The 17,653-nt window shown below is 71.6% G+C and carries 17 protein-coding genes; 11 read left to right on the top strand and 6 right to left on the bottom strand.

Annotated features, from left to right (window positions below):
- Positions 1 to 29: 29 nt before the first annotated feature.
- Positions 30 to 1,379, bottom strand: coding sequence for an amino acid permease (locus ACFOY2_RS09995; RefSeq protein ID WP_379527673.1), 1,350 nt, complete (start codon positions 1,377 to 1,379; stop codon positions 30 to 32).
- 260 nt (positions 1,380 to 1,639) lie between these two features.
- Here ACFOY2_RS09995 and ACFOY2_RS09990 point away from each other — a divergent pair, with 260 nt between their 5' ends.
- Positions 1,640 to 3,010 carry an amidase gene (locus tag ACFOY2_RS09990; protein WP_379527672.1) on the top strand — a complete coding sequence of 457 codons (1,371 nt, stop codon included), beginning with the start codon at positions 1,640 to 1,642 and terminating at the stop codon, positions 3,008 to 3,010.
- A gap of 10 nt (positions 3,011 to 3,020) precedes the next feature.
- Here the strand turns inward: ACFOY2_RS09990 and ACFOY2_RS09985 are convergent, their stop codons facing one another.
- Complete coding sequence (locus tag ACFOY2_RS09985) at positions 3,021 to 3,533, bottom strand: hypothetical protein (protein ID WP_379527671.1); 513 nt, start codon at positions 3,531 to 3,533, stop codon at positions 3,021 to 3,023.
- Between the two features lie 62 nt (positions 3,534 to 3,595).
- Between ACFOY2_RS09985 and murA the strand changes: the two genes are divergently transcribed.
- Both murA and ACFOY2_RS09975 read left to right on the top strand, forming a co-directional pair.
- Entirely contained in the window at positions 3,596 to 4,909 is a 1,314-nt protein-coding gene (gene murA / locus ACFOY2_RS09980; protein ID WP_379527670.1) for a UDP-N-acetylglucosamine 1-carboxyvinyltransferase, read from the top strand.
- Between the two features lie 93 nt (positions 4,910 to 5,002).
- Positions 5,003 to 7,249 (top strand): transglycosylase domain-containing protein, encoded by a 2,247-nt coding sequence (locus ACFOY2_RS09975; RefSeq protein ID WP_379527669.1) that lies wholly within the window; start codon positions 5,003 to 5,005, stop codon positions 7,247 to 7,249.
- Positions 7,250 to 7,360: 111 nt separating this feature from the next.
- On the opposite strand, the gene ybaK is transcribed toward ACFOY2_RS09975, so the two are convergent.
- A complete protein-coding gene (ybaK, locus tag ACFOY2_RS09970; RefSeq protein WP_379527668.1) occupies positions 7,361 to 7,858 on the bottom strand; it encodes a Cys-tRNA(Pro) deacylase in 498 nt (165 codons plus the stop codon).
- A 21-nt stretch (positions 7,859 to 7,879) separates the two neighbouring features.
- Entirely contained in the window at positions 7,880 to 8,623 is a 744-nt protein-coding gene (locus tag ACFOY2_RS09965) for an AraC family transcriptional regulator (protein ID WP_379527667.1), read from the bottom strand.
- 53 nt (positions 8,624 to 8,676) lie between these two features.
- Here ACFOY2_RS09965 and ACFOY2_RS09960 point away from each other — a divergent pair, with 53 nt between their 5' ends.
- Positions 8,677 to 9,801, top strand: coding sequence for an MFS transporter (locus tag ACFOY2_RS09960; RefSeq protein WP_379527666.1), 1,125 nt, complete (start codon positions 8,677 to 8,679; stop codon positions 9,799 to 9,801).
- Positions 9,802 to 9,808: 7 nt separating this feature from the next.
- On the opposite strand, the gene ACFOY2_RS09955 is transcribed toward ACFOY2_RS09960, so the two are convergent.
- A complete protein-coding gene (locus tag ACFOY2_RS09955) occupies positions 9,809 to 11,263 on the bottom strand; it encodes a trypsin-like serine peptidase (protein ID WP_379527665.1) in 1,455 nt (484 codons plus the stop codon).
- A gap of 97 nt (positions 11,264 to 11,360) precedes the next feature.
- Positions 11,361 to 12,371, bottom strand: a complete 1,011-nt coding sequence (ligD, locus tag ACFOY2_RS09950; protein WP_379527664.1) for a non-homologous end-joining DNA ligase — start codon at positions 12,369 to 12,371, stop codon at positions 11,361 to 11,363.
- 430 nt (positions 12,372 to 12,801) lie between these two features.
- Between ligD and hisD the strand changes: the two genes are divergently transcribed.
- Genes hisD through priA form a run of 7 tightly spaced genes read left to right on the top strand, consistent with a single transcriptional unit; the run spans position 12,802 to position 17,643 of the window.
- Positions 12,802 to 14,118: a histidinol dehydrogenase gene (gene hisD, locus ACFOY2_RS09945; protein ID WP_379527663.1), complete on the top strand. Its 1,317-nt coding sequence runs from the start codon at positions 12,802 to 12,804 to the stop codon at positions 14,116 to 14,118.
- Complete coding sequence (locus ACFOY2_RS09940) at positions 14,115 to 15,185, top strand: histidinol-phosphate transaminase (RefSeq protein ID WP_379527662.1); 1,071 nt, start codon at positions 14,115 to 14,117, stop codon at positions 15,183 to 15,185. Before hisD ends, ACFOY2_RS09940 begins: the two co-directional genes overlap by 4 nt.
- Positions 15,182 to 15,775, top strand: coding sequence for an imidazoleglycerol-phosphate dehydratase HisB (gene hisB, locus ACFOY2_RS09935; protein ID WP_357806202.1), 594 nt, complete (start codon positions 15,182 to 15,184; stop codon positions 15,773 to 15,775). The genes ACFOY2_RS09940 and hisB overlap by 4 nt, the downstream gene beginning before the upstream one ends.
- Positions 15,772 to 15,927, top strand: coding sequence for a hypothetical protein (locus tag ACFOY2_RS09930; RefSeq protein WP_357806205.1), 156 nt, complete (start codon positions 15,772 to 15,774; stop codon positions 15,925 to 15,927). The genes hisB and ACFOY2_RS09930 overlap by 4 nt, the downstream gene beginning before the upstream one ends.
- Complete coding sequence (hisH, locus tag ACFOY2_RS09925; protein WP_379527661.1) at positions 15,924 to 16,556, top strand: imidazole glycerol phosphate synthase subunit HisH; 633 nt, start codon at positions 15,924 to 15,926, stop codon at positions 16,554 to 16,556. The genes ACFOY2_RS09930 and hisH overlap by 4 nt, the downstream gene beginning before the upstream one ends.
- 34 nt (positions 16,557 to 16,590) lie before the next feature.
- Positions 16,591 to 16,920: a hypothetical protein gene (locus ACFOY2_RS09920; RefSeq protein ID WP_379527660.1), complete on the top strand. Its 330-nt coding sequence runs from the start codon at positions 16,591 to 16,593 to the stop codon at positions 16,918 to 16,920.
- On the top strand, positions 16,921 to 17,643 hold the full coding sequence (priA, locus tag ACFOY2_RS09915; RefSeq protein ID WP_379527659.1) for a bifunctional 1-(5-phosphoribosyl)-5-((5-phosphoribosylamino)methylideneamino)imidazole-4-carboxamide isomerase/phosphoribosylanthranilate isomerase PriA: 723 nt from the start codon (positions 16,921 to 16,923) through the stop codon (positions 17,641 to 17,643). It abuts the gene before it with no gap.
- Positions 17,644 to 17,653: the final 10 nt, after the last annotated feature.

Here is a 17,653-nt window from a genome sequence, read left to right as displayed (position 1 = left end):
TCAAGGACACGCCAGATCGCCAGGGCGCTTCAGAGTTCGGTCGAGGCGCGGCGGCGGCGCACGATCATCCAGCCGAGCGCGATGCCCGCCACCAGGGCCGGGATCAGGAAGAACGCGACGCGCTGGTCGCGGTCGGCGAACGGCATCAGCAGGACCACCAGCGCCAGGAAGCCCAGCGTGAGCCAGTTGGTGTAGGGGGAGCCGGGCATCGGGAACGTCGAGCGGTGGCCCGACCTGCGCAGCCGTGTCTGGCAGTGGACGAGTACGCCCCAGGTCGTGACGACGCCCAGAGAGGCGACCGCGGTGGCGATGTTGAAGGCGCGCTCCGGCAGGAAGTAGAACAGAGCCACCCCGCCCAGGAACATGACCGCGGTGAACACGATGCCGCCGATCGGCACGTGACGCGAGCTCAGGGCGGCGGCGAAGCGGGGGGCCTCCCGGTTGGCGGCCATCGAACGCAGGATGCGGCCCGTGGCGTACAGGCCGGAGTTGCAGGAGGACAGGGCGGCGGTGATCACGACGAGGTTCATGGCGTCGGCGGCCCACGGGACGCCCAGGCCGGAGAAGACCGTCACGAACGGGGAGGTGCCGGCGCTGTAGGCCGTCCACGGCAGGACCATGCCGAGCAGGGCCACCGAACCGACGTAGAAGATCGCGATGCGCCACACCACGCCGTTGATCGCCCTCGGCATGACCTCGTGGGGCCTGGCCGTCTCGCCCGCGGTGATGCCGACCAGCTCGATCGCGGCGTAGGCGAACACGACCGACTGCAGGCTCATCAGCACCATCGGGAACCCGGTAGGGAAGAAGCCGCCGTGGGCGACGAGGTTGTGCGGGCCGGCCGCGCCGATGGAGAAGACCACCAGCACCAGGCCCACGACGAGGAAGACGGTGATCGCCAGCACCTTCAGCATCGCGAACCAGAACTCCAGCTCGCCGAACATCCGCACCGACAGCAGGTTGACCGCCATGACGAAGCCCAGCGCGATCAGCGCCGTCGCGGCCTGCGGGAAGCCGGGCGCCCAGTAGTGGATGTAGGCGGCGATCGCGGTCAGCTCGGCGATGCCGGTGAAGGCCCAGTTGATCCAGTACATCCAGCCGCTGGCGAAGGCCGCCCACGGCCCGATGAACTCGCCGGCGTACTCGACGAACGACCCCGAGGCCGGGCGGTAGAGCACGAGCTCACCCAGCGCCCGCATGACGAAGAACGCGGCCACCCCTGCGGCGGCGTAGGAGAGCACGAGGGCGGGCCCGGCGGCGGCCAGCCGGCCCCCCGCGCCCAGGAACAGGCCCACGCCGATCGCCCCGCCGATGGCGATCATCTGGACCTGACGGTTGCCGAGCGCGTGGGTGTAGCCCTCGTCGGTCTGCGTGCGCACCGCGTGTCTCTCCGATCACTCGTAGTGACATCGAGGATATCGGTGCGGCTCCAGGATGTCCGGGCGCGTGATTAAAATCTTGATCTTGTACGGCTTCGCACGGCAGGCCCCACCCGCCGCGCGTGGCCGGCCTCTGTCCAGGGGAACGCTCCTGCGGTTCGCGGGGCCGGGCGCCGTTACGTGCGCGCTGTGGGCCGGCTGAGTGGTACACCGCAGGCCGCGTTGGTGCCGGGGCTTCGCGCGTGAGGCAGGATTGCAGGGTGAGCGAGTTGCACTACCTGAGCGCGACCGAGTTGGCCCGCCTGATCAGGACCCGGCAGGTGAGTGCCGTCGAGGTGCTTCAGGCGCATCTTGATCGCATCGAGCAGGTCAACCCGCGGGTCAACGCCATCGTCACGCTGGTCGCCGAGCGGGCGCTGGAGGCGGCCAAGGCGGCTGACGCCGTCGAGCCCGCCGGGGCGTTGCATGGTGTGCCTGTCGCGCACAAGGACCTTGTCGATACCGCCGGCATCCGGACGACCTATGGGTCGCCGCTGTTCGCCGGGAACGTCCCCGACGAGGACGAGGTGATCGTCCGGCGGCTCAGGGGGGCGGGGGCGATCACCGTGGGCAAGACCAACACGCCCGAGTTCGGGACCGGGTCCCACACCGTCAACGAGGTGTTCGGGGCCACCAGGAATCCTTATGACCTGTCCAGGTCCGCCGGGGGGAGCAGCGGGGGCGCCGCCGCGGCGCTGGCGTGCGGCATGGTGCCGCTCGCCGACGGGTCCGACATGGGCGGGTCGTTGCGTAATCCCGCCTCGTTCTGCAATGTCGTGGGCCTGCGGCCCACCCCCGGGTGGGTGCCCAGCCCGTCCGAGGTCAACGCCTGGTACACGCTGTCGGTGCAAGGGCCCATGGCCAGGACCGTGGACGATCTGGCGTTGATGTTCGGGGTCATCTCCGGGTTCGACCGGCGGTCGCCGTTCTCGATCAAAGAGGTGTTCACGCCCGAGCCCGAGCAGGGGGTCGCCGGGTTGCGGGTGGCGTGGAGCCCTGATCTGGGCGGGTTGCCGGTCGATCCGCGGACGGCGGCGGTGACCGCGACGGCGCCGAGGGTGTTCGAGCGGCTCGGCGCCCGCGTCGAGCAGGTCGAGCTGGACCTGTCGGAGGCCGAGGACGCCTTCAGGACCTATCGGGCGTGGAACTACGCGCTGACGTTCGGCGACCTGGCCGGGCTCGGCCCCAACACCGCCTGGAACGTCGAGCGGGGGCGCGAGGTCACGGGAGCCGACCTGGCCCGCGCCGAGCAGGCACGCAGCCGCCTGTACCAGCGCATGGCCGCCTTCTTCGACACCTACGACGTGCTGATCGCGCCGGTCAGTCAGGTGCCGCCGTTCCCGATCGAGCAGCCCCACGTCACCGAGATCAACGGCCAGCCGATGCCCGACTATCTCGCCTGGATGCGCTCCGCGTACTGGATCAGCGTCCTGCACGCGCCGGCCGCGTCCGTGCCCGCCGGGTTCACCGAGGACGGGTTGCCGGTGGGGGTGCAGATCGTCGGCAGGCCGTTCGAGGACGCCAGGGTGCTGCGTGTCGCGCGCGCGTTCGAGCAGGCCACCCGTTACGGCGAGCGCCGCCCCTCACTCTAGAAACGGCGCTTTAGAACGGCTCGCCGTACGGGTGCCGCAGCGGCGACTCGCGGTAGCCGTGCATGCCCTCCAGCAGCCCGAACAGCCCCACCGCCAGCAGCGGCCAGGACACCAGCACGCCGGAGGCGGTCAGTGTCAGCGCCCCGGGGACGACCTTGATCCCGGGCGCGGCGGCCTCGACCGTGACGGCCCCGATCGTGAACGTGGACCCGACCCACAACGTGAGCATCGCGCCCAGCACCCCGCCCGCGCAGAGGCCGAGCAGCACCGCCAGCATCCACCGCCGCCCGGCGAACCAGGCGAGCCCGCCGCACAGCAGCCCCAGCCCGCCCGTGATCACCGCGAACCAGCCGTCGGCCGCGATCAGCGCCTGCGTCGTCGGGTCGGCCAGTACTGTGGTGCCCTTCTCCGTGACCTGGTAGGGAGCCCGGGGCGTGAGCCCTGACCAGAGCAGCCCGGCGGCGACTCCGAGGGTGGCGAGTGTGAGGACAGTTACCGCAAAAGCGCGTACTTCCCTCGTCACGCCATTCCCCCTCACATGTGCGGCTGAATCACTCGATGGTATCCCCCGGCTAGGCTCGCTTCGTGATTGCAGAAGAGGTCTGGTTGATAGAGCCCTCCGGCCCGCTCCGGGGGGACGTCGAGGTGCGCGGTTCCAAGAACGGCGTGTCCAAGCACATGGTGGCCGCCATGCTCGGCAGCGGTGAGAGCAGCATCCACAACGCCCCGGAGGTGGGCGAGGTCGGCATCACGGCCGCCATGCTCGAGGCGCTGGGCATCAACGTGGAGATCACCCGTACCGAGATCAGGATCGGGCGCGGCCCGGAGATCGAGCCGAGGGTCCCCGACGCGTTCACCGGTCTGAATCGCATCCCCATCCTCATGCTCGGCCCGTTGCTGCACCTGGCGGGAGAGGCGTTCGTCCCGCTGGTCGGCGGCGACCCGATCGGCCGGCGCCCGGTGAACTTCCACGTGGAGGCCCTGCGTTCGATGGGGGCCGAGGTGCAGGTGGGCGACACCGGCATCTACGCCAAGGCCAAACGGCTCAACGGCACCAGGCTCGAGCTGCCCTACCCCAGCGTGGGCGCCACCGAGACGGTGCTGATGTCGGCCGTGCTGGCCGAGGGCAAGACCGTGCTGAAGAACGCCGCCATGGAGCCCGAGGTGGTGGAACTGGCGCTGTTCCTGCAGCGGATGGGCGCCAGGATCGAGCTGTCGCCCGACCGCAGGATCGTCATCGAGGGCGTCGAACGGCTGCGCGGCGCCTCCACGTGGCTGACCGGCGACCGCATCGAGGCGTTCTCGTACCTGGCGGCGGGCCTGATCACCGGGGGAGAGGTGCGCGTGCACGGCTGCCCGCAGGACCGCCTGGTCACCGCCATCACCACGCTGGCCAGGATGGGCGCCCAGTTCGACATCAACGACGAGTACCTGTGCGCGACCGCGCCCCCCGAGGGGCTGCGCGCGGCGGCCGTGCAGACCGACACCCACCCCGGGTTCATGACCGACTGGCAGACGCCGCTCATGGTGCTGTTCACACAGAGCCAGGGCATGTCGGTGCTGCACGAGACGGTCTTCGAGAACCGCTTGGTGTACGTCCCCGCGCTGCAGAAGATGGGCTGCGAGATCGAGGTGTTCGACCAGTGCCTGGGCGGACCTGCCTGCCGCTACCACGACACCAACGCCAGGCACTCGGCCGTCGTGCGCGGCGTGTCCCAGCTCAGGGGCGCCGACGTGACGCTGCCCGACATCAGGGCCGGGTTCTCGGCCGTGCTGGCCGCGGCGGTGGCCGACGGGCCGTCCACGCTGCGCGGCGTGCACCACATCGAACGCGGCTACCACCGGCCGTTCGAACAGTTCGCCTCGCTCGGCCTGAACCTGCGCAGGCAGCAGCACTGATCCGCAAAGCGGGGTCCTGGAACTTGTCTGCCGTCGGCAAAGAGGGAGGCGGACAGAGTTTGCCGCGGGCTCTGGGGTCGCAGATCTTGTGACGTGACCGTACTCAGATCCGTCGGCGGGCTCGCGCTGGCGGGCGCGCTCGGCGGGGTGCTGACGGCGGCACTGGCCGCGCCCGTGGTGAGCGGGGGCGGCATCGCCGCGATGGACGTCGCGAACATCTTCGTCGAGCTGCCGCCGCCCCCGCGCGAGGAGCCGCTCGCGCAGGTGACCAGGCTGCTGGACAAGGACGGCAGGCCGTTCGCGCAGTTCTACGAGGCCAACAGGACGGCCGTCCCCCTCGGGGCCGTCGCGCCGGTGATGCGCAAGGCCATCGTGGCCATCGAGGACGCCCGTTTCTACGAGCACGGCGGGCTCGACGTGCGCGGCACCCTGCGGGCCCTGCTCACCAACACCCAGGCGGGCGGCATCCGGCAGGGCGGCTCGTCCCTGACCCAGCAGCTCGTCAAGAACATCCTGGTGGAAAGCGCCCGCACGAACGCCGAACGCAACAAGGCCCGCGCGCCCAACCTGGCCCGCAAGATCACCGAGTTGCGGCTGGCGCTGGCGCTGGAACGCAAGTACCGCAAGGACGAGATCCTCGAGCGGTACCTGAACATCGCCTACTTCGGCGCGGGGGCGCACGGCGTGGAGGCGGCGGCCAGGCGCTTCTTCACCACCTCGGCGGCCCGGCTCACCCTGACCCAGGCGGCCACGCTGGCGGGTGCGGTGCGCATGCCGTACGCGACCGACCCCTCGCTCGGCCGGGAGCACCGCGATCGCCTGAAGATGCGGCGCGACCTCGTGCTCGACCGCATGGCCGGGCTCAAGTTGATCACCCAGCAGCAGGCGGCGCAGGCCAAGAGTTCGCCGCTGGGCATCAAGCTCAGGCCCGAGCCGGGCGGCTGCGAGCAGAGCGCCTTCCCGTTCTACTGCCTGTACGTCCAGCGTGAGCTGCTGTCGAACCCCGTCTTCGGCAACAGCGCGGCCGAACGGCAGGCCAGGATGTTGAGGGGCGGCCTGGTGATCAGGACCAGCCTCGACCCGGTCGCGCAGCGCGCCGCCGAGAAGGCCATCCGCGCGCGCGTCTCGCCGGACGACAGCGAGGTGGCCGCCGAGGCCATGATCGAGCCGGGCACGGGGCGGATCAGGGCGATGGCGGCCAGCAAGCGGTTCGGCCGCAACCCCGGCAACAACAAGAACGGCCCCAAGACCACCTTCAACCTGCCCGCGGACGTCGCGCACGGCGGCGGCCAGGGCTTCCAGGCCGGGTCCACGTTCAAGATCTTCACGCTGGCGACGGCGTTGAAGCAGGGCTGGCGGTTCGGCGAGGGCTTCCAGACACCCGGGGCGCTCGTGCCAGAGCAGGGCTACCGCAACTGCTCGGGCCGGCCCGTCAACGACCCGAACACCCGCATCCTGAACGCCAGTGGCGAGGGCGAGGGCGGCCCGCACAGCATCGAGACCGGCACCTGGAAGTCGGTGAACATCTTCTACATGATGCTGGAGCGCAAGGTCGGGCTCTGCGAGGTGATCAAGACGGCCAAGTCGCTCGGCGTCGTCAGGGCCGACGGGGCGCCGCTGCGGGAGGTGCCGACGTTCACGCTGGGGGTCAACGAGATGGACCCGGTGACGGTGGCGGCCGCGTTCGCGGCCTTCGCCGCCAGGGGCATGTACTGCCGTCCCCAGGTCATCATGGAGATCACCGCCAGGGACGGGCGGCGGACGCGGGTGCCGCCCGTGTGCGAGCAGGCCATCGAGCAGGAGGTCGCGGACGCCGTCACCCACGTGCTCGAAGGGGTCTTCACCCAGGGCACCATGAAGGGCCAGGGCCTCGACCGGCCCGCCGCGGGCAAGACCGGCACCAACAACGGCTACACCTCGGCCTGGTTCGCCGGCTACACGCCCGCCCTGGCGGCGGCCGTCAGCGTCGGCGACATCCGGGGCTCCTACAAGTTCCCGCTGCAGGGAGTGGAGATCGGCAACCAGTACTACGGGTCGGTGCAGGGGGCCTCGCTGCCGGGGCCGATCTGGGTGGAGTCGATGAACCAGGCGCTGCGAGAGGTCGAGCCGCAGGGGTTCCACGGTCCTGACATGACGCGCTTCGGCGGCGGGGTGACACCCGGGCTTGAGGAGGCGCTCAAAGCGGAGGAACTGCGCAACCGGCAGCGGGAGGACCGGCACTTCGTCAGAAGGTACAGGCGGCTCTTCGAGTGGCTGCTCGGGCGTTCGCCGTTCGAGCGGGAGCCGAGCCGGCCGCGCCGCCGCGAGATGGCCGAACTACGCGATATGGGCAGAGGCTGACACGACCGGGCGCCCGAGGTGACGGCGGCCGACCCCACTCCCGCCCCTCTCCGAAGACACCTCCGCCGAAGTGCGGTGAGGTGGTTGTGGCGAAGTGCGGAAAACGGGGTGTCAGCTTGACGTCTTGCCGATCGGCGCGGTGACGGCGCGGGTGAGGGTGATGAGGTTGTCGGGCGCGGTCTCGATCTGCAGCCCGCGCCTGCCGGCCGAGAAGTAGATGGTCTCGAAGTCGAGCGCCGAGGAGTCGACCACGGTCGGGAGCTGCTTGCGCTGCCCGAGCGGGCTGATGCCGCCCACGACGTAGCCGGTGACCCGCTCGACCTTGGCGGCCTCGGCCATCGCGGCCCGCTTGCTGTTGAGCGCGCCGGCCAGCGCCTTGAGGTCGAGCTTGCCCGCCACCGGCACGACCGCCACCGCGAGCCCGCTTTCGACCTCGGCCACCAGGGTCTTGAAGATGCGCTCGTAGGGCACGCCGAGCGCGTCGGCGGCCTCCTCGCCGTAGGCCTGGGCCGAGGCGTCGTGCTCGTAGGGGTGGAGCGTGAACTCGGCCTTGGCGTTGGTCAGCGCCAGCGTCGCCGGGGTGCCGCCCTTGCCTTTCGATTTACCCACGGGATCCGATTATAGCGAAATCTACATTGTAAAGGCCTTGCCCGGTGTGTAGCCGAACGCCCGTCTGAACACGTCGATGAACGCGCTCGCCGACGCCCACCCGCAGCGGTGCGCGACGGTGGTCACGGGGGTGCCGTCGGCGAGCAGCAGCAGTGCGTGGTGCAGGCGGAGCTGGGTGCGCCACTGGGGGAAGCTCATGCCGAGCTCGCTCCTGAACAGCCGGGCCAGCGTGCGGTCGCTGGTGCCCGCCTGGAGGGCGAGCAGGGCCAGGGTCCTGGTGTCGGCGGGGTCGCGCCACAGCAGCTCGCACACGGCGGCCAGCCGGGCATCTTCCGGGGTGGGCAGGTGGAAGGGCTGCTCGCAGGCGCGCCTGAGCTGGTCGAGCAGCACGGCCAGCAGCCTGTCGCGCTCCCCGTCGGCCGCGCCCGCGGGCGGGTCGCCGGTGTAGGCGATGATCAGCTCGCGGAGCAGCGGCCCCACGGCGAGCACCGCGGGACGGCCGAGCCCGAGCGGGTTGCGTGTGAGCCCCACCGTGCGCAGGTCCGTGTCGCCGTGGGCGCGGTGCTCGTGCACGGTGCCGGCGGGGACCCAGATGGCCCGGTTGGCGGGCGCGACCCAGGCGCCGGCGCCGGTGGTGACGGAGAGCACGCCGCGGCAGGCGTACACGATCTGGTGGGTGTCGTGCCGGTGCGCGTCGATGCCCGCGCCCGGTGCGAGGGGCCGCCGCCCGGTGGGCGCCTCGGGCGTGTGGCGGATTCCCGTCATAAGTTGGCATTTTATCGGAAGCGGGCCAGCAGTCCTCGGGAAAAGATCGAGGCGTGAACAGGATCCCCATGCTCGCCGCCGGTCACGCCACCGTGGACTTCTACCAGGGCGCGGTCCCCGCCCTCGTGCCGTTCCTGGTGGCCGAGCGCGGCTACGGCTATGTCGCCGTCTCGGGCGTCGTGCTGGCCGCGACGCTGCTGTCGTCGATCGTGCAGCCGCTGTTCGGGGTGCTGACCGACAGGTGGCGGATGCCGTGGCTGATCCCGATGAGCATGGTGGTCGCGGGCGCGGGGGTGGCCCTCGGCGGGGTGACGGACTCCTACGCGCTGGTCTGGCTGGCCATGGCGGTGTCGGGGATGGGCGTGGCGGCCTACCATCCCGAGTCGGCGCGGCTGGCCAGGATCGCCAGCCGGGGCAGCCACGTGCGGATGAGCTGGTTCTCGATGGGCGGAACCCTCGGGTTCGCCACGGCGCCGGTGCTGGTGACGCCGTTGTTGTCGGTCTGGGGGCTGGCCGCCTCGCCGTTGCTGGCGCTGCCGGCGGTGCTGGGCGCGGTGGTGACGCTGCCGGCAGTCCTGGCCCTCGCCGGGGGCGGCCCTGCGGCCAAGGCCGCAGGGCCGCCCCCGGGGCGGGACGACTGGCCGTCGTTCGCCCGGCTGACGCTGGTGATCGTCTTCCGATCGGTCGTGTACGTGGGGCTGAGCACCTTCGTGGCGCTGTACATGGGGGGCGGGGCGGCGGGCGCGGTGGCGCTGTTCGTGCTGTTCGCGGGCGGGGCGGCCGGGACGGTGCTGGGCGGCAGGCTGGCGACCCGCTGGGGGCGGGTGCGCACGATGCGCCTGGCGTACGCGGCGGCGGTGCTCGCGGTCGCGGGCGTGGTCCTCGCTCCTGGCGCCACGGCGTACGTGTTCGTCGCCGCCTCCTCGATGGCGCTGTACGTCCCGTTCTCCCTGCATGTCACGCTCGGACAGGACTTCCTGCCGACCCGGGTGGGCACGGCCAGCGGCGTGACGCTGGGGCTGGCCGTGAGCGTGGGCGGCCTGACCAGCCCGCTGGTGGGCGCGGTCGCGGAGGCCACCACGCTCAGGGCGGCGCTGGCGTGCCTGGTCGTCTTCCCGGTGCTGGCCTGGCTGCTGGCCAGGACGTTGAAGGAGCCCGCCGCCGTGGAAGCGGCCTGACGCCGGATCAGGGCGAGGTTCGCAGGTCCAGGACGCTGGTGTTGTCGCGCTGGGTCGGGTCGAGGTGGCTGGAGCTGACGTGGGCGACGACGGGCAGCGAGCGCCCGGCGTTCCCGTGGACCTCGACCCTGGCCGAGATCCGCACGGGCCTGCGCGGGTGGATGGCGGCGATCACGCAGGTCGCCTGCTTGTTCCCGTGCTCGCAGGCCGCGCCCTTGACGCCGGTCAGGTCCACGCCGGGCGGCACGGTGAGCTTGACGGGCACCTGGGCGGCGGCCAGCAGACCGCGCATGGTGACGGTGGCGGTGATGGTCGTGGCGCTGCCCTGCCGGACCGGATCGGACGGCCCCGAGAGGCTGACGGACAGCGCGTCGTAGACGCCGTCCGGGTCGGCCCGCTTGACGATCGCCCCGTAGTTCTCGTCGTTGAGCGTGGTGGCGACGGAGTTGCCCTCGGCCTCGCCGTCCTCCTTGCCCGCCGACAGCACCCCGACCACGTCCTGGGTGCCGTCGAGGAGCCACGGCCCGCCGCTGTGCCCCTTGAACAGATGGCAGTTGTCGGTCTCCAGTCGCCCGCTGCTTTGGGGGGCGGCGAAGTGGGCGGCCAGGGCGGCGGTGGCGGTGACGGTGGCGAAGGGCTGGATCGGCCGGGTCCTGCCCAGGCACCAGAGCTGGTCCCTGCCGTCGTAGGGCTTCCTGCCGATCACCCCCGGGTAGCCGGGGGTGGCGATGGTGTGCCTGCCGCCCTCGTTGCGTATCGGGGTGAAGGCGCCGACAGCCTCTTGGAGGGTGCGCCGTTTGCTGCCGACCTCGATGAGGGCGATGTCGTAGACGGAGTTCCAGTCGCCGCCGCTCAGGCCGGTGTAGCGGTCGGGTTTCCAGGCCCGCCGTCCGCCCCACCGCCCGTACGGTTCGCGCTGGCGCACGTTGTCGCCCTGCCCGTCGTAGCTGGGCACGAAGGCGAAGTTGTTGTGCCAGCGGCCGTGCGCGGTGCCCGGGGGGACGCCGTAGACGCAGTGGGCGGCGGTGAGGACGAGCGTTCTGGCGGCCGAGCGGATGACGGAGGCGCTGCAGGAGTCGCCGAGGCCGGCGGCGTTGAGGAAGAACAGCCGGCCGGTGATGCGGCTGTGGGCCGCGCCCGTGTACGGGCGGCTCATGGGGGCGTAGCCGTTGAGGTCGCCGCCGGGGGTCAGCCGTTTGTTCGAGGGCACGCTATGGCGCTGGGTGGTGCGGGCGCCCGCCTTGGCGCTCAGCGCGGTGCCGGCGCTCGGCTGGTCGGCCGTCAAGGCGTTGGCCTGTCTCTTGGCCGTCCAGTACCGCACGGCCCGTCCTGGACGCATGAGCGGCGATGACGTGGCGCCCCAGCGGGGGCCTTCGGCGGGTGCGGGCTCGGCGGCCGCGGGGGCCGTGAGTGCGAGGCCGGCCAGCGCGGTCAGCGTGGTGACCAGGGTGGTCTTCGGCACGGTGTCCCCCCGAGTGAGCGAATCGACAGCGTTCGATCACTGTAAGTCACCATATAGCGACGAAGTGTAATTGGGGTGGCGTGTCGTGCGTCATCGGTCAGCCGGCGGCCGCGTTCCCTTCCCGTCGCGTGGGCAGGATCTCGGACGTGCCGGCCTCCCGGGGCTCCTTGTCGGGGCGCAGCCCGCGCCAGGACGGGTGGCGCAGCCGGCCGTCGCCGGTGACCTCGGCGTACTGCACCTCGCCGACGACGAGCGGCTCCACCCAGTGCGTGTCGCGGGCGTGCTCGCGCGGCACCGGCTCGTGGAAGGGCGGCTCGGGGCGCTCCAGCGGCGCCAGCCGCTCCCGCAGGTCGCGCAGCATGGCCTCGGTGAACCCGGTGCCGACGTGCCCGACGTACACGAGCCGGCCGCGCGGGTCGTACGCGCCGAGCAGCAGCGACCCGATCATCCCCGAACGCCGGCCGCCTCCCGCCTTCCATCCGCCGATCACGACCTCGACGGTTTTGACGTTCTTGACCTTCGTCCACTCGGCGGTGCGCCTGCCGGGCCGGTACGGCGAGCTCAGCCTCTTGCACACGACCCCTTCGAGCCCGAGCTCGCGGGAGGAGTCGAAGGCGCGCGCGGCGTGGTCGGCGAACCACACGGGCACCTCCCAGCGGAAGCCGGGCGTGAAGGTGTCCTCCAGGAGGCGCCTGCGCTCGGTGTAGGGCAGCGAAACCGTGCTGGCGTCGTCGAGATGCAGCAGGTCGAAGGCCATGAACGTGACCGGCGTCGTCCTGGTCAGCTCGGCGATGGCGACCGGCTTGCGCTGGTGCATCCGGGGTTGCAGGGCCTCGAAGCTGGGCCGGCCCGTCTCGTCGAAGGCCACGATCTCGCCGTCGACCACGGCAGGGCGTCCGCCGGTGGCTCCGGCCATGAGCTGGAGTTCTGGGTAGGCGGGGGTGACGTTTATGCGGTTGCGCGACATCAGGCGGACGGCACCGTCCTCCAGGTAGGCCATGGCGCGTACGCCGTCCCATTTCATCTCCACGGCCCAGTCGGGGCCCTGGACGGAGGTCAGGGTGCCGAGCTGGGCGAGCATCGGCGCGTAGGCCGGCAGCCGCACCATGGTGCATGCCGTACCCCGTCAGGCCGGCCGGCAGCGGCGGGCCGGGGTCTGCAGATGGTCAAGAGGCGGCGGCTCGGGGCCGTGGTCGCGGGGGATGGGGTGATCCGTGGGGCGCCACGCCATCAGGCGGATCCAGGGTAAAACTCGCTTAACGTTAGGTTTTCATTACTTCATGCTTTTCCCGGCGTGTCGTCGTTAGAGAGCGATGTCCCAGGGGCACTTGTCAGAGCTTGAGACATCTCCGGCCGTGGCCGTACCCCCGTGACGGCCACGGCACCACCCCCGGCAGGCCCGGTCCGGGGTGACGGCGGCCGCGGGGCGGCGCCGGCCAACTCCCGCCCCGCGGCCACCATACGTTTCCCATGACACGGCGGATGTTCGCATCGTGGACAACGCGAGAGCCGGGAGCCGGACTCCGTAGACTGTCAGGGTGATTTCCCGTATTGACATGCGCGGCTCTCTGCCCGAGAGCCTGCGCGACGTGCTGCCCCGCGCCGAGCTCGACGTCGAGGCCGCCCTGGAGAAGGTGCGGCCCATCTGCGACGACGTGCGCCATCGCGGGGCGGCGGCCGTACGGGAGCTGACCGCCAGGTTCGACGGCGTCGAGATCGCCACCACCCGCGTGCCCGCGCAGGCCATCGCCGAGGCGCTGGCCGGGCTCGACCCCAAGGTGCGGGCCGCGCTGGAGGAGTCGATCAGGCGGGCCAGGCTGGTCCACCGCGACCAGCGCCGCGCCGACGTCACCACCCAGGTCGTGCCGGGCGGCACCGTGACCGAGCGGTGGCTGCCGGTCGAGCGCGTGGGGCTCTACGTCCCCGGCGGGCGCGCGGTCTATCCGTCCAGCGTGGTCATGAACGTCGTCCCGGCCCAGGAGGCCGGCGTCGAGTCGCTGGCCGTGACCAGCCCCGCGCAGAAGGCCTTCGGCGGGCTGCCGCACCCCACGATCCTGGCCGCGTGCGCGCTGCTCGGCGTGGAGGAGGTCTACAACGTCGGCGGGGCGCAGGCCGTGGCCATGTTCGCCTACGGCACCGAGGAGTGCCCCCCTGTCACCATGGTGACCGGGCCGGGCAACATCTACGTCGCGGCGGCCAAACGGCTGCTCAAGGGCCGCATCGGCATCGACTCCGAGGCCGGCCCGACCGAGATCGCCATCCTGGCCGACGAGACGGCCGACCCGGTCCACGTCGCCGCCGACCTGATCAGCCAGGCCGAGCACGACACGATCGCCGCCGCCGTACTGGTCACCACCAGCGCCGAGCTGGCCGACGCGGTGGACAAAGAGCTGCCGGGCCAGATCTCGGCGACCAAGCACTGCGAGCGCATCGCCGAGGCGCTGGGCGGCAGGCAGTCCGGCATCGTGCTGGTGAGCTCGATCGACGACGGCCTCAAGGTCGTCGACGCCTACGCCGCCGAGCACCTGGAGATCCACACCGCCGACGCGGCGGCCGTCGCCGCGCGGGTCCGCAACGCCGGCGGCGTCTTCGTGGGCGCCTACGCGCCGGTCTCTTTGGGCGACTACCTGGCCGGCTCCAACCACGTGCTGCCCACCGGCGGCTGCGCCTGCCACTCCAGCGGCCTGTCGGTGCAGTCGTTCCTGCGCGGCGTCCACGTGGTCGACTACACCCGCGAGGCGCTCGCGGAGGCGGCGGCCCACGTGTCGGTGCTGGCCGACGCCGAAGACCTGCCCGCCCACGGCGCCGCCATCCGTGCCCGCTTCGGCTGGCAAGTCCCTACGGAGAACGCGTGAACCTCGACGATCTGCCCATCCGCGACGACCTGCGGGGCAAGTCGCCGTACGGCGCGCCCCAGATCGACGTGCCTGTCAGGCTCAACACCAACGAGAACCCCTACCCGCCCTCGCCCGAGCTGGTCGCCGACCTGGCCGAGGCGGTCAGGGCCGGCGCGGGCGGGCTCAACCGCTACCCCGACAGAGACGCCCTCGAACTGCGCGCCGAGCTGGCCGGCTACCTCGGCCACGGCCTGGGCGCCGAGCAGGTGTGGGCCGCCAACGGCTCCAACGAGGTGCTCCAGCAGATCCTTCAGGCCTTCGGCGGCCACGGCCGCACGGCCATGGGCTTCGAGCCGTCCTACTCGATGCACCCGATCATCACCACCGGCACCAACACCGAGTGGATCAGCGCCAGCCGTGAGGGCGACTTCTCGCTCGACCCGGGCAAGGCCGCGGCGGCGATCGAGGAGCACCAGCCCGACATCGTCTTCCTGGCCTCGCCCAACAACCCGACGGGCACCGCCCAGCCGCTGGAGACGATCGAGGCGATCCTGGGGGTCGCCAGGGGAGTGGTCGTGGTGGACGAGGCCTACGCCGAGTTCGCCCGTGCGGGCACGCCGTCGGCGTTGACGCTGCTGCCCGCCCACCCGAGGCTGATCGTCACCCGGACGATGTCCAAGGCGTTCGCGATGGCCGGCACGCGTCTGGGCTATCTGGCCGCCCACCCGGCCGTGGTGGAGGCGCTGCTGCTGGTGCGGCTGCCGTACCATCTGTCCACGCTCACCCAGGCGGCGGCGCGGGTGGCGCTGCGCCACCGTGCCGAGCTGCTGGGCACGGTCGACGCGCTGCGCCGCGAGCGTGACGACACGGTCGCGTGGTTGCGGGCCAAGGGCCTGTCGGTGGCCGACTCCGACGCCAACTTCGTGCTGTTCGGGCGTTTCCCCGACCGGCGCGCGGTGTGGGAGGGCCTGCTGGAGCAGGGGGTGCTCATCCGAGAGGTGGGCCCGCCCGAATGGCTGCGGGTGTCGATCGGCACCGGCGAGGAGATGGCGGCCTTCCGCGCCGCCCTGGAAGGAGTTCTGTGAGCCGCGTAGGCCGCGTCGAGCGCGTGACGAAGGAGACCTCGGTCCTGGTGGAGGTCGGTCTCGACGGCACCGGCCTGGTCGACGTGTCGACCGGGGTCGGCTTCTACGACCACATGCTGGCCCAGCTCGGCAAGCACGGGCTGTTCGACCTGACGGTCAAGACCGAGGGCGACCTGCACATCGACTCCCACCACACGATCGAGGACACCGCGCTCGCGCTGGGCGCGGCCTTCCGCCAGGCGTTGGGCGACAAGTCGGGCATCAGGCGGTTCGGTAGCGCGTCGTGCCCGCTGGACGAGTCGCTCGCCCAGGTCACCGTCGACCTGTCGGGCCGCCCCTACCTCGTGCACTCCGAGCCCGAGGGCATGGCGCCGATGATCGGCCCCGACTACGACTCCACGATGACGCGCCACATCCTCGAGTCGTTCGTCGCCCAGGCCGCGATCTGCCTGCACGTCCACGTCCCCTATGGCCGCAACGCCCACCACATCGTGGAGGCCCAGTTCAAGGCGCTGGCCAGGGCGCTGCGCGAGGCGTCAGAGCCCGACCCGCGCGCCACGGGCGTGCCGAGCACCAAGGGCGTCCTATGACCGACAACCTCATCGCCGGCGTGATGGTCTTCATCGGCCTGTTCCTCATCGGCGGCGTGTTCTCGCTGGCCAGGCAGGGGCTCAAGGTCGGCGCGTCCATCTGCGCCCTCGGCGCGGCGATGGCGATCACCGCGGGGGTGTTGTGGTGGTGACCAAGAACGTCGTCGTCCTCGACTACGGTTCGGGCAACCTGCGCTCGGCCGAGCGGGCCCTGGCCAGGGTCGGCGCCGAGGTGACCGTGACGGCCGACCTCGACGCCGCGCTCGAAGCCGACGGCCTGGTCGTGCCGGGCGTCGGCGCGTTCGAGGCGTGCATGAGCGGGCTGAAGAGCGTCCGCGGCGAGCGCGTCATCGGCCGCCGCCTGTCCGGCGGCCGGCCGGTGCTGGGCATCTGCGTCGGCATGCAGATCCTGTTCGCCAAGGGCGTCGAGCACGGCGTGGAGACCGAGGGCTGCGGCGAGTGGCCCGGCACGGTAGAGCGGCTCGACGCGCCCGTGCTGCCCCACATGGGGTGGAACACGGTCAAGGCCCCCGCCGACAGTGTCCTGTTCGCCGGGCTCGACGCCGCCACCCGCTTCTACTTCGTCCACTCCTACGGCGTGCGCGAATGGGAACTGCGGGCCGGCGAGGGCTTCGCCGAGCCGCTCGTCACCTGGGCCGAGCACGGCGTGCCGTTCGTGGCCGCCGTCGAGAACGGCCCGCTGATGGCCACCCAGTTCCACCCGGAGAAGTCCGGCGACGCCGGGGCCACGCTGCTGCGCAACTGGCTCGGCACGCTGTGAACGAGCGGCGCGCGCTCCCGGCGAAGGCAGCCTCATGAGCAAGGAGCGCGCCCGCCGCAGGGCCGAGCGGGAGGCGGAACGGGCCCGCGCCGCCCAGGTCAACGAGGAGCGGCAGGCCCGCAGGGCCCGCCGCCGCGCCCTGCTCGTCCGGCTCACACCGCGCCCCGTGCGCTTCTACCGTCAGGGCGGCCTGATCGCCCGCCGTCGCCGCGCCCAGAACGTCGTGGCCGGCGCCGGATTCGTGATCGTCCAGGCGATCGTCTGGCTGATCTGGGGCTCGCTGCCCGTCAGCCTTGCCGTCCTGGTCTTCTCCCTGCTGCTCGCACCCGTAGTGATGACCCTGGCTTTCGACCGGAGGACCTGAATGTCGCTCGTATTGCTGCCCGCCGTGGACGTCGCCGACGGCCAGGCCGTACGCCTGGTCCAGGGCGAGGCCGGGACCGAGACCGGCTACGGCGAGCCGCTGGCCGCCGCGCTGGCCTGGCAGGAGGCCGGTGCCGAGTGGATCCACATGGTCGACCTCGACGCCGCCTTCGGCCGGGGCGGCAACAGGGAGCTGATCGCCGAGGTGATCGGCAGACTCGACGTGAACGTGGAGCTGTCCGGCGGCATCCGCGACGACGACTCCCTGGCCGCCGCGCTGGCCACCGGCTGCCGCCGGGTCAACATCGGCACCGCCGCCCTGGTGGAGCCCGAATGGTGCAGGAAGGTCATCGCCGAGCACGGCGACAAGATCGCGGTCGGCCTCGACGTGCGCGGCGCCACCCTGGCCGCGCGCGGCTGGACCGAGGACGCCGGCGACCTGTGGGAGGTGCTCGACCGGCTCGAAGCCGACGGCTGCCCCCGCTACGTCGTCACCGACGTGACCAAGGACGGCATGCTCCAGGGGCCCAACCTCGACCTGTACCGCCAGATCTGCGCCCGTACCGACCGGCCCGTGGTGGCCAGCGGCGGCGTCTCCAGCCTCGACGACCTGATGGCACTGGCTTGTCTCGTCCCTGACGGAGTGGAGGGGGCCATCGTGGGCAAGGCTCTGTACGCTCACGCGTTCACGCTGGAAGATGCACTGGTCGCGGTACGCGTGTAGCTTCGCCGGG

Source organism: Nonomuraea purpurea (assembly GCF_042650645.1).
In the GTDB taxonomy this organism is placed as follows: Bacteria; Actinomycetota; Actinomycetes; order Streptosporangiales; family Streptosporangiaceae; genus Nonomuraea; species Nonomuraea purpurea.
This window is presented reverse-complemented; position numbering and strand designations above follow the sequence as displayed.

Excerpts from the sequence above, each read along its gene's own strand:
- ACFOY2_RS09965 (WP_379527667.1), bottom strand. The coding sequence starts at position 8,623 with ATGACGGGAATCCGCCACACGCCCGAGGCGCCCACCGGGCGGCGGCCC.
- ligD (WP_379527664.1), bottom strand. The coding sequence starts at position 12,371 with ATGGTGCGGCTGCCGGCCTACGCGCCGATGCTCGCCCAGCTCGGCACC.
- ACFOY2_RS09930 (WP_357806205.1), top strand. The coding sequence starts at position 15,772 with ATGACCGACAACCTCATCGCCGGCGTGATGGTCTTCATCGGCCTGTTC.
- ACFOY2_RS09920 (WP_379527660.1), top strand. The coding sequence starts at position 16,591 with ATGAGCAAGGAGCGCGCCCGCCGCAGGGCCGAGCGGGAGGCGGAACGG.
- priA (WP_379527659.1), top strand. The coding sequence starts at position 16,921 with ATGTCGCTCGTATTGCTGCCCGCCGTGGACGTCGCCGACGGCCAGGCC.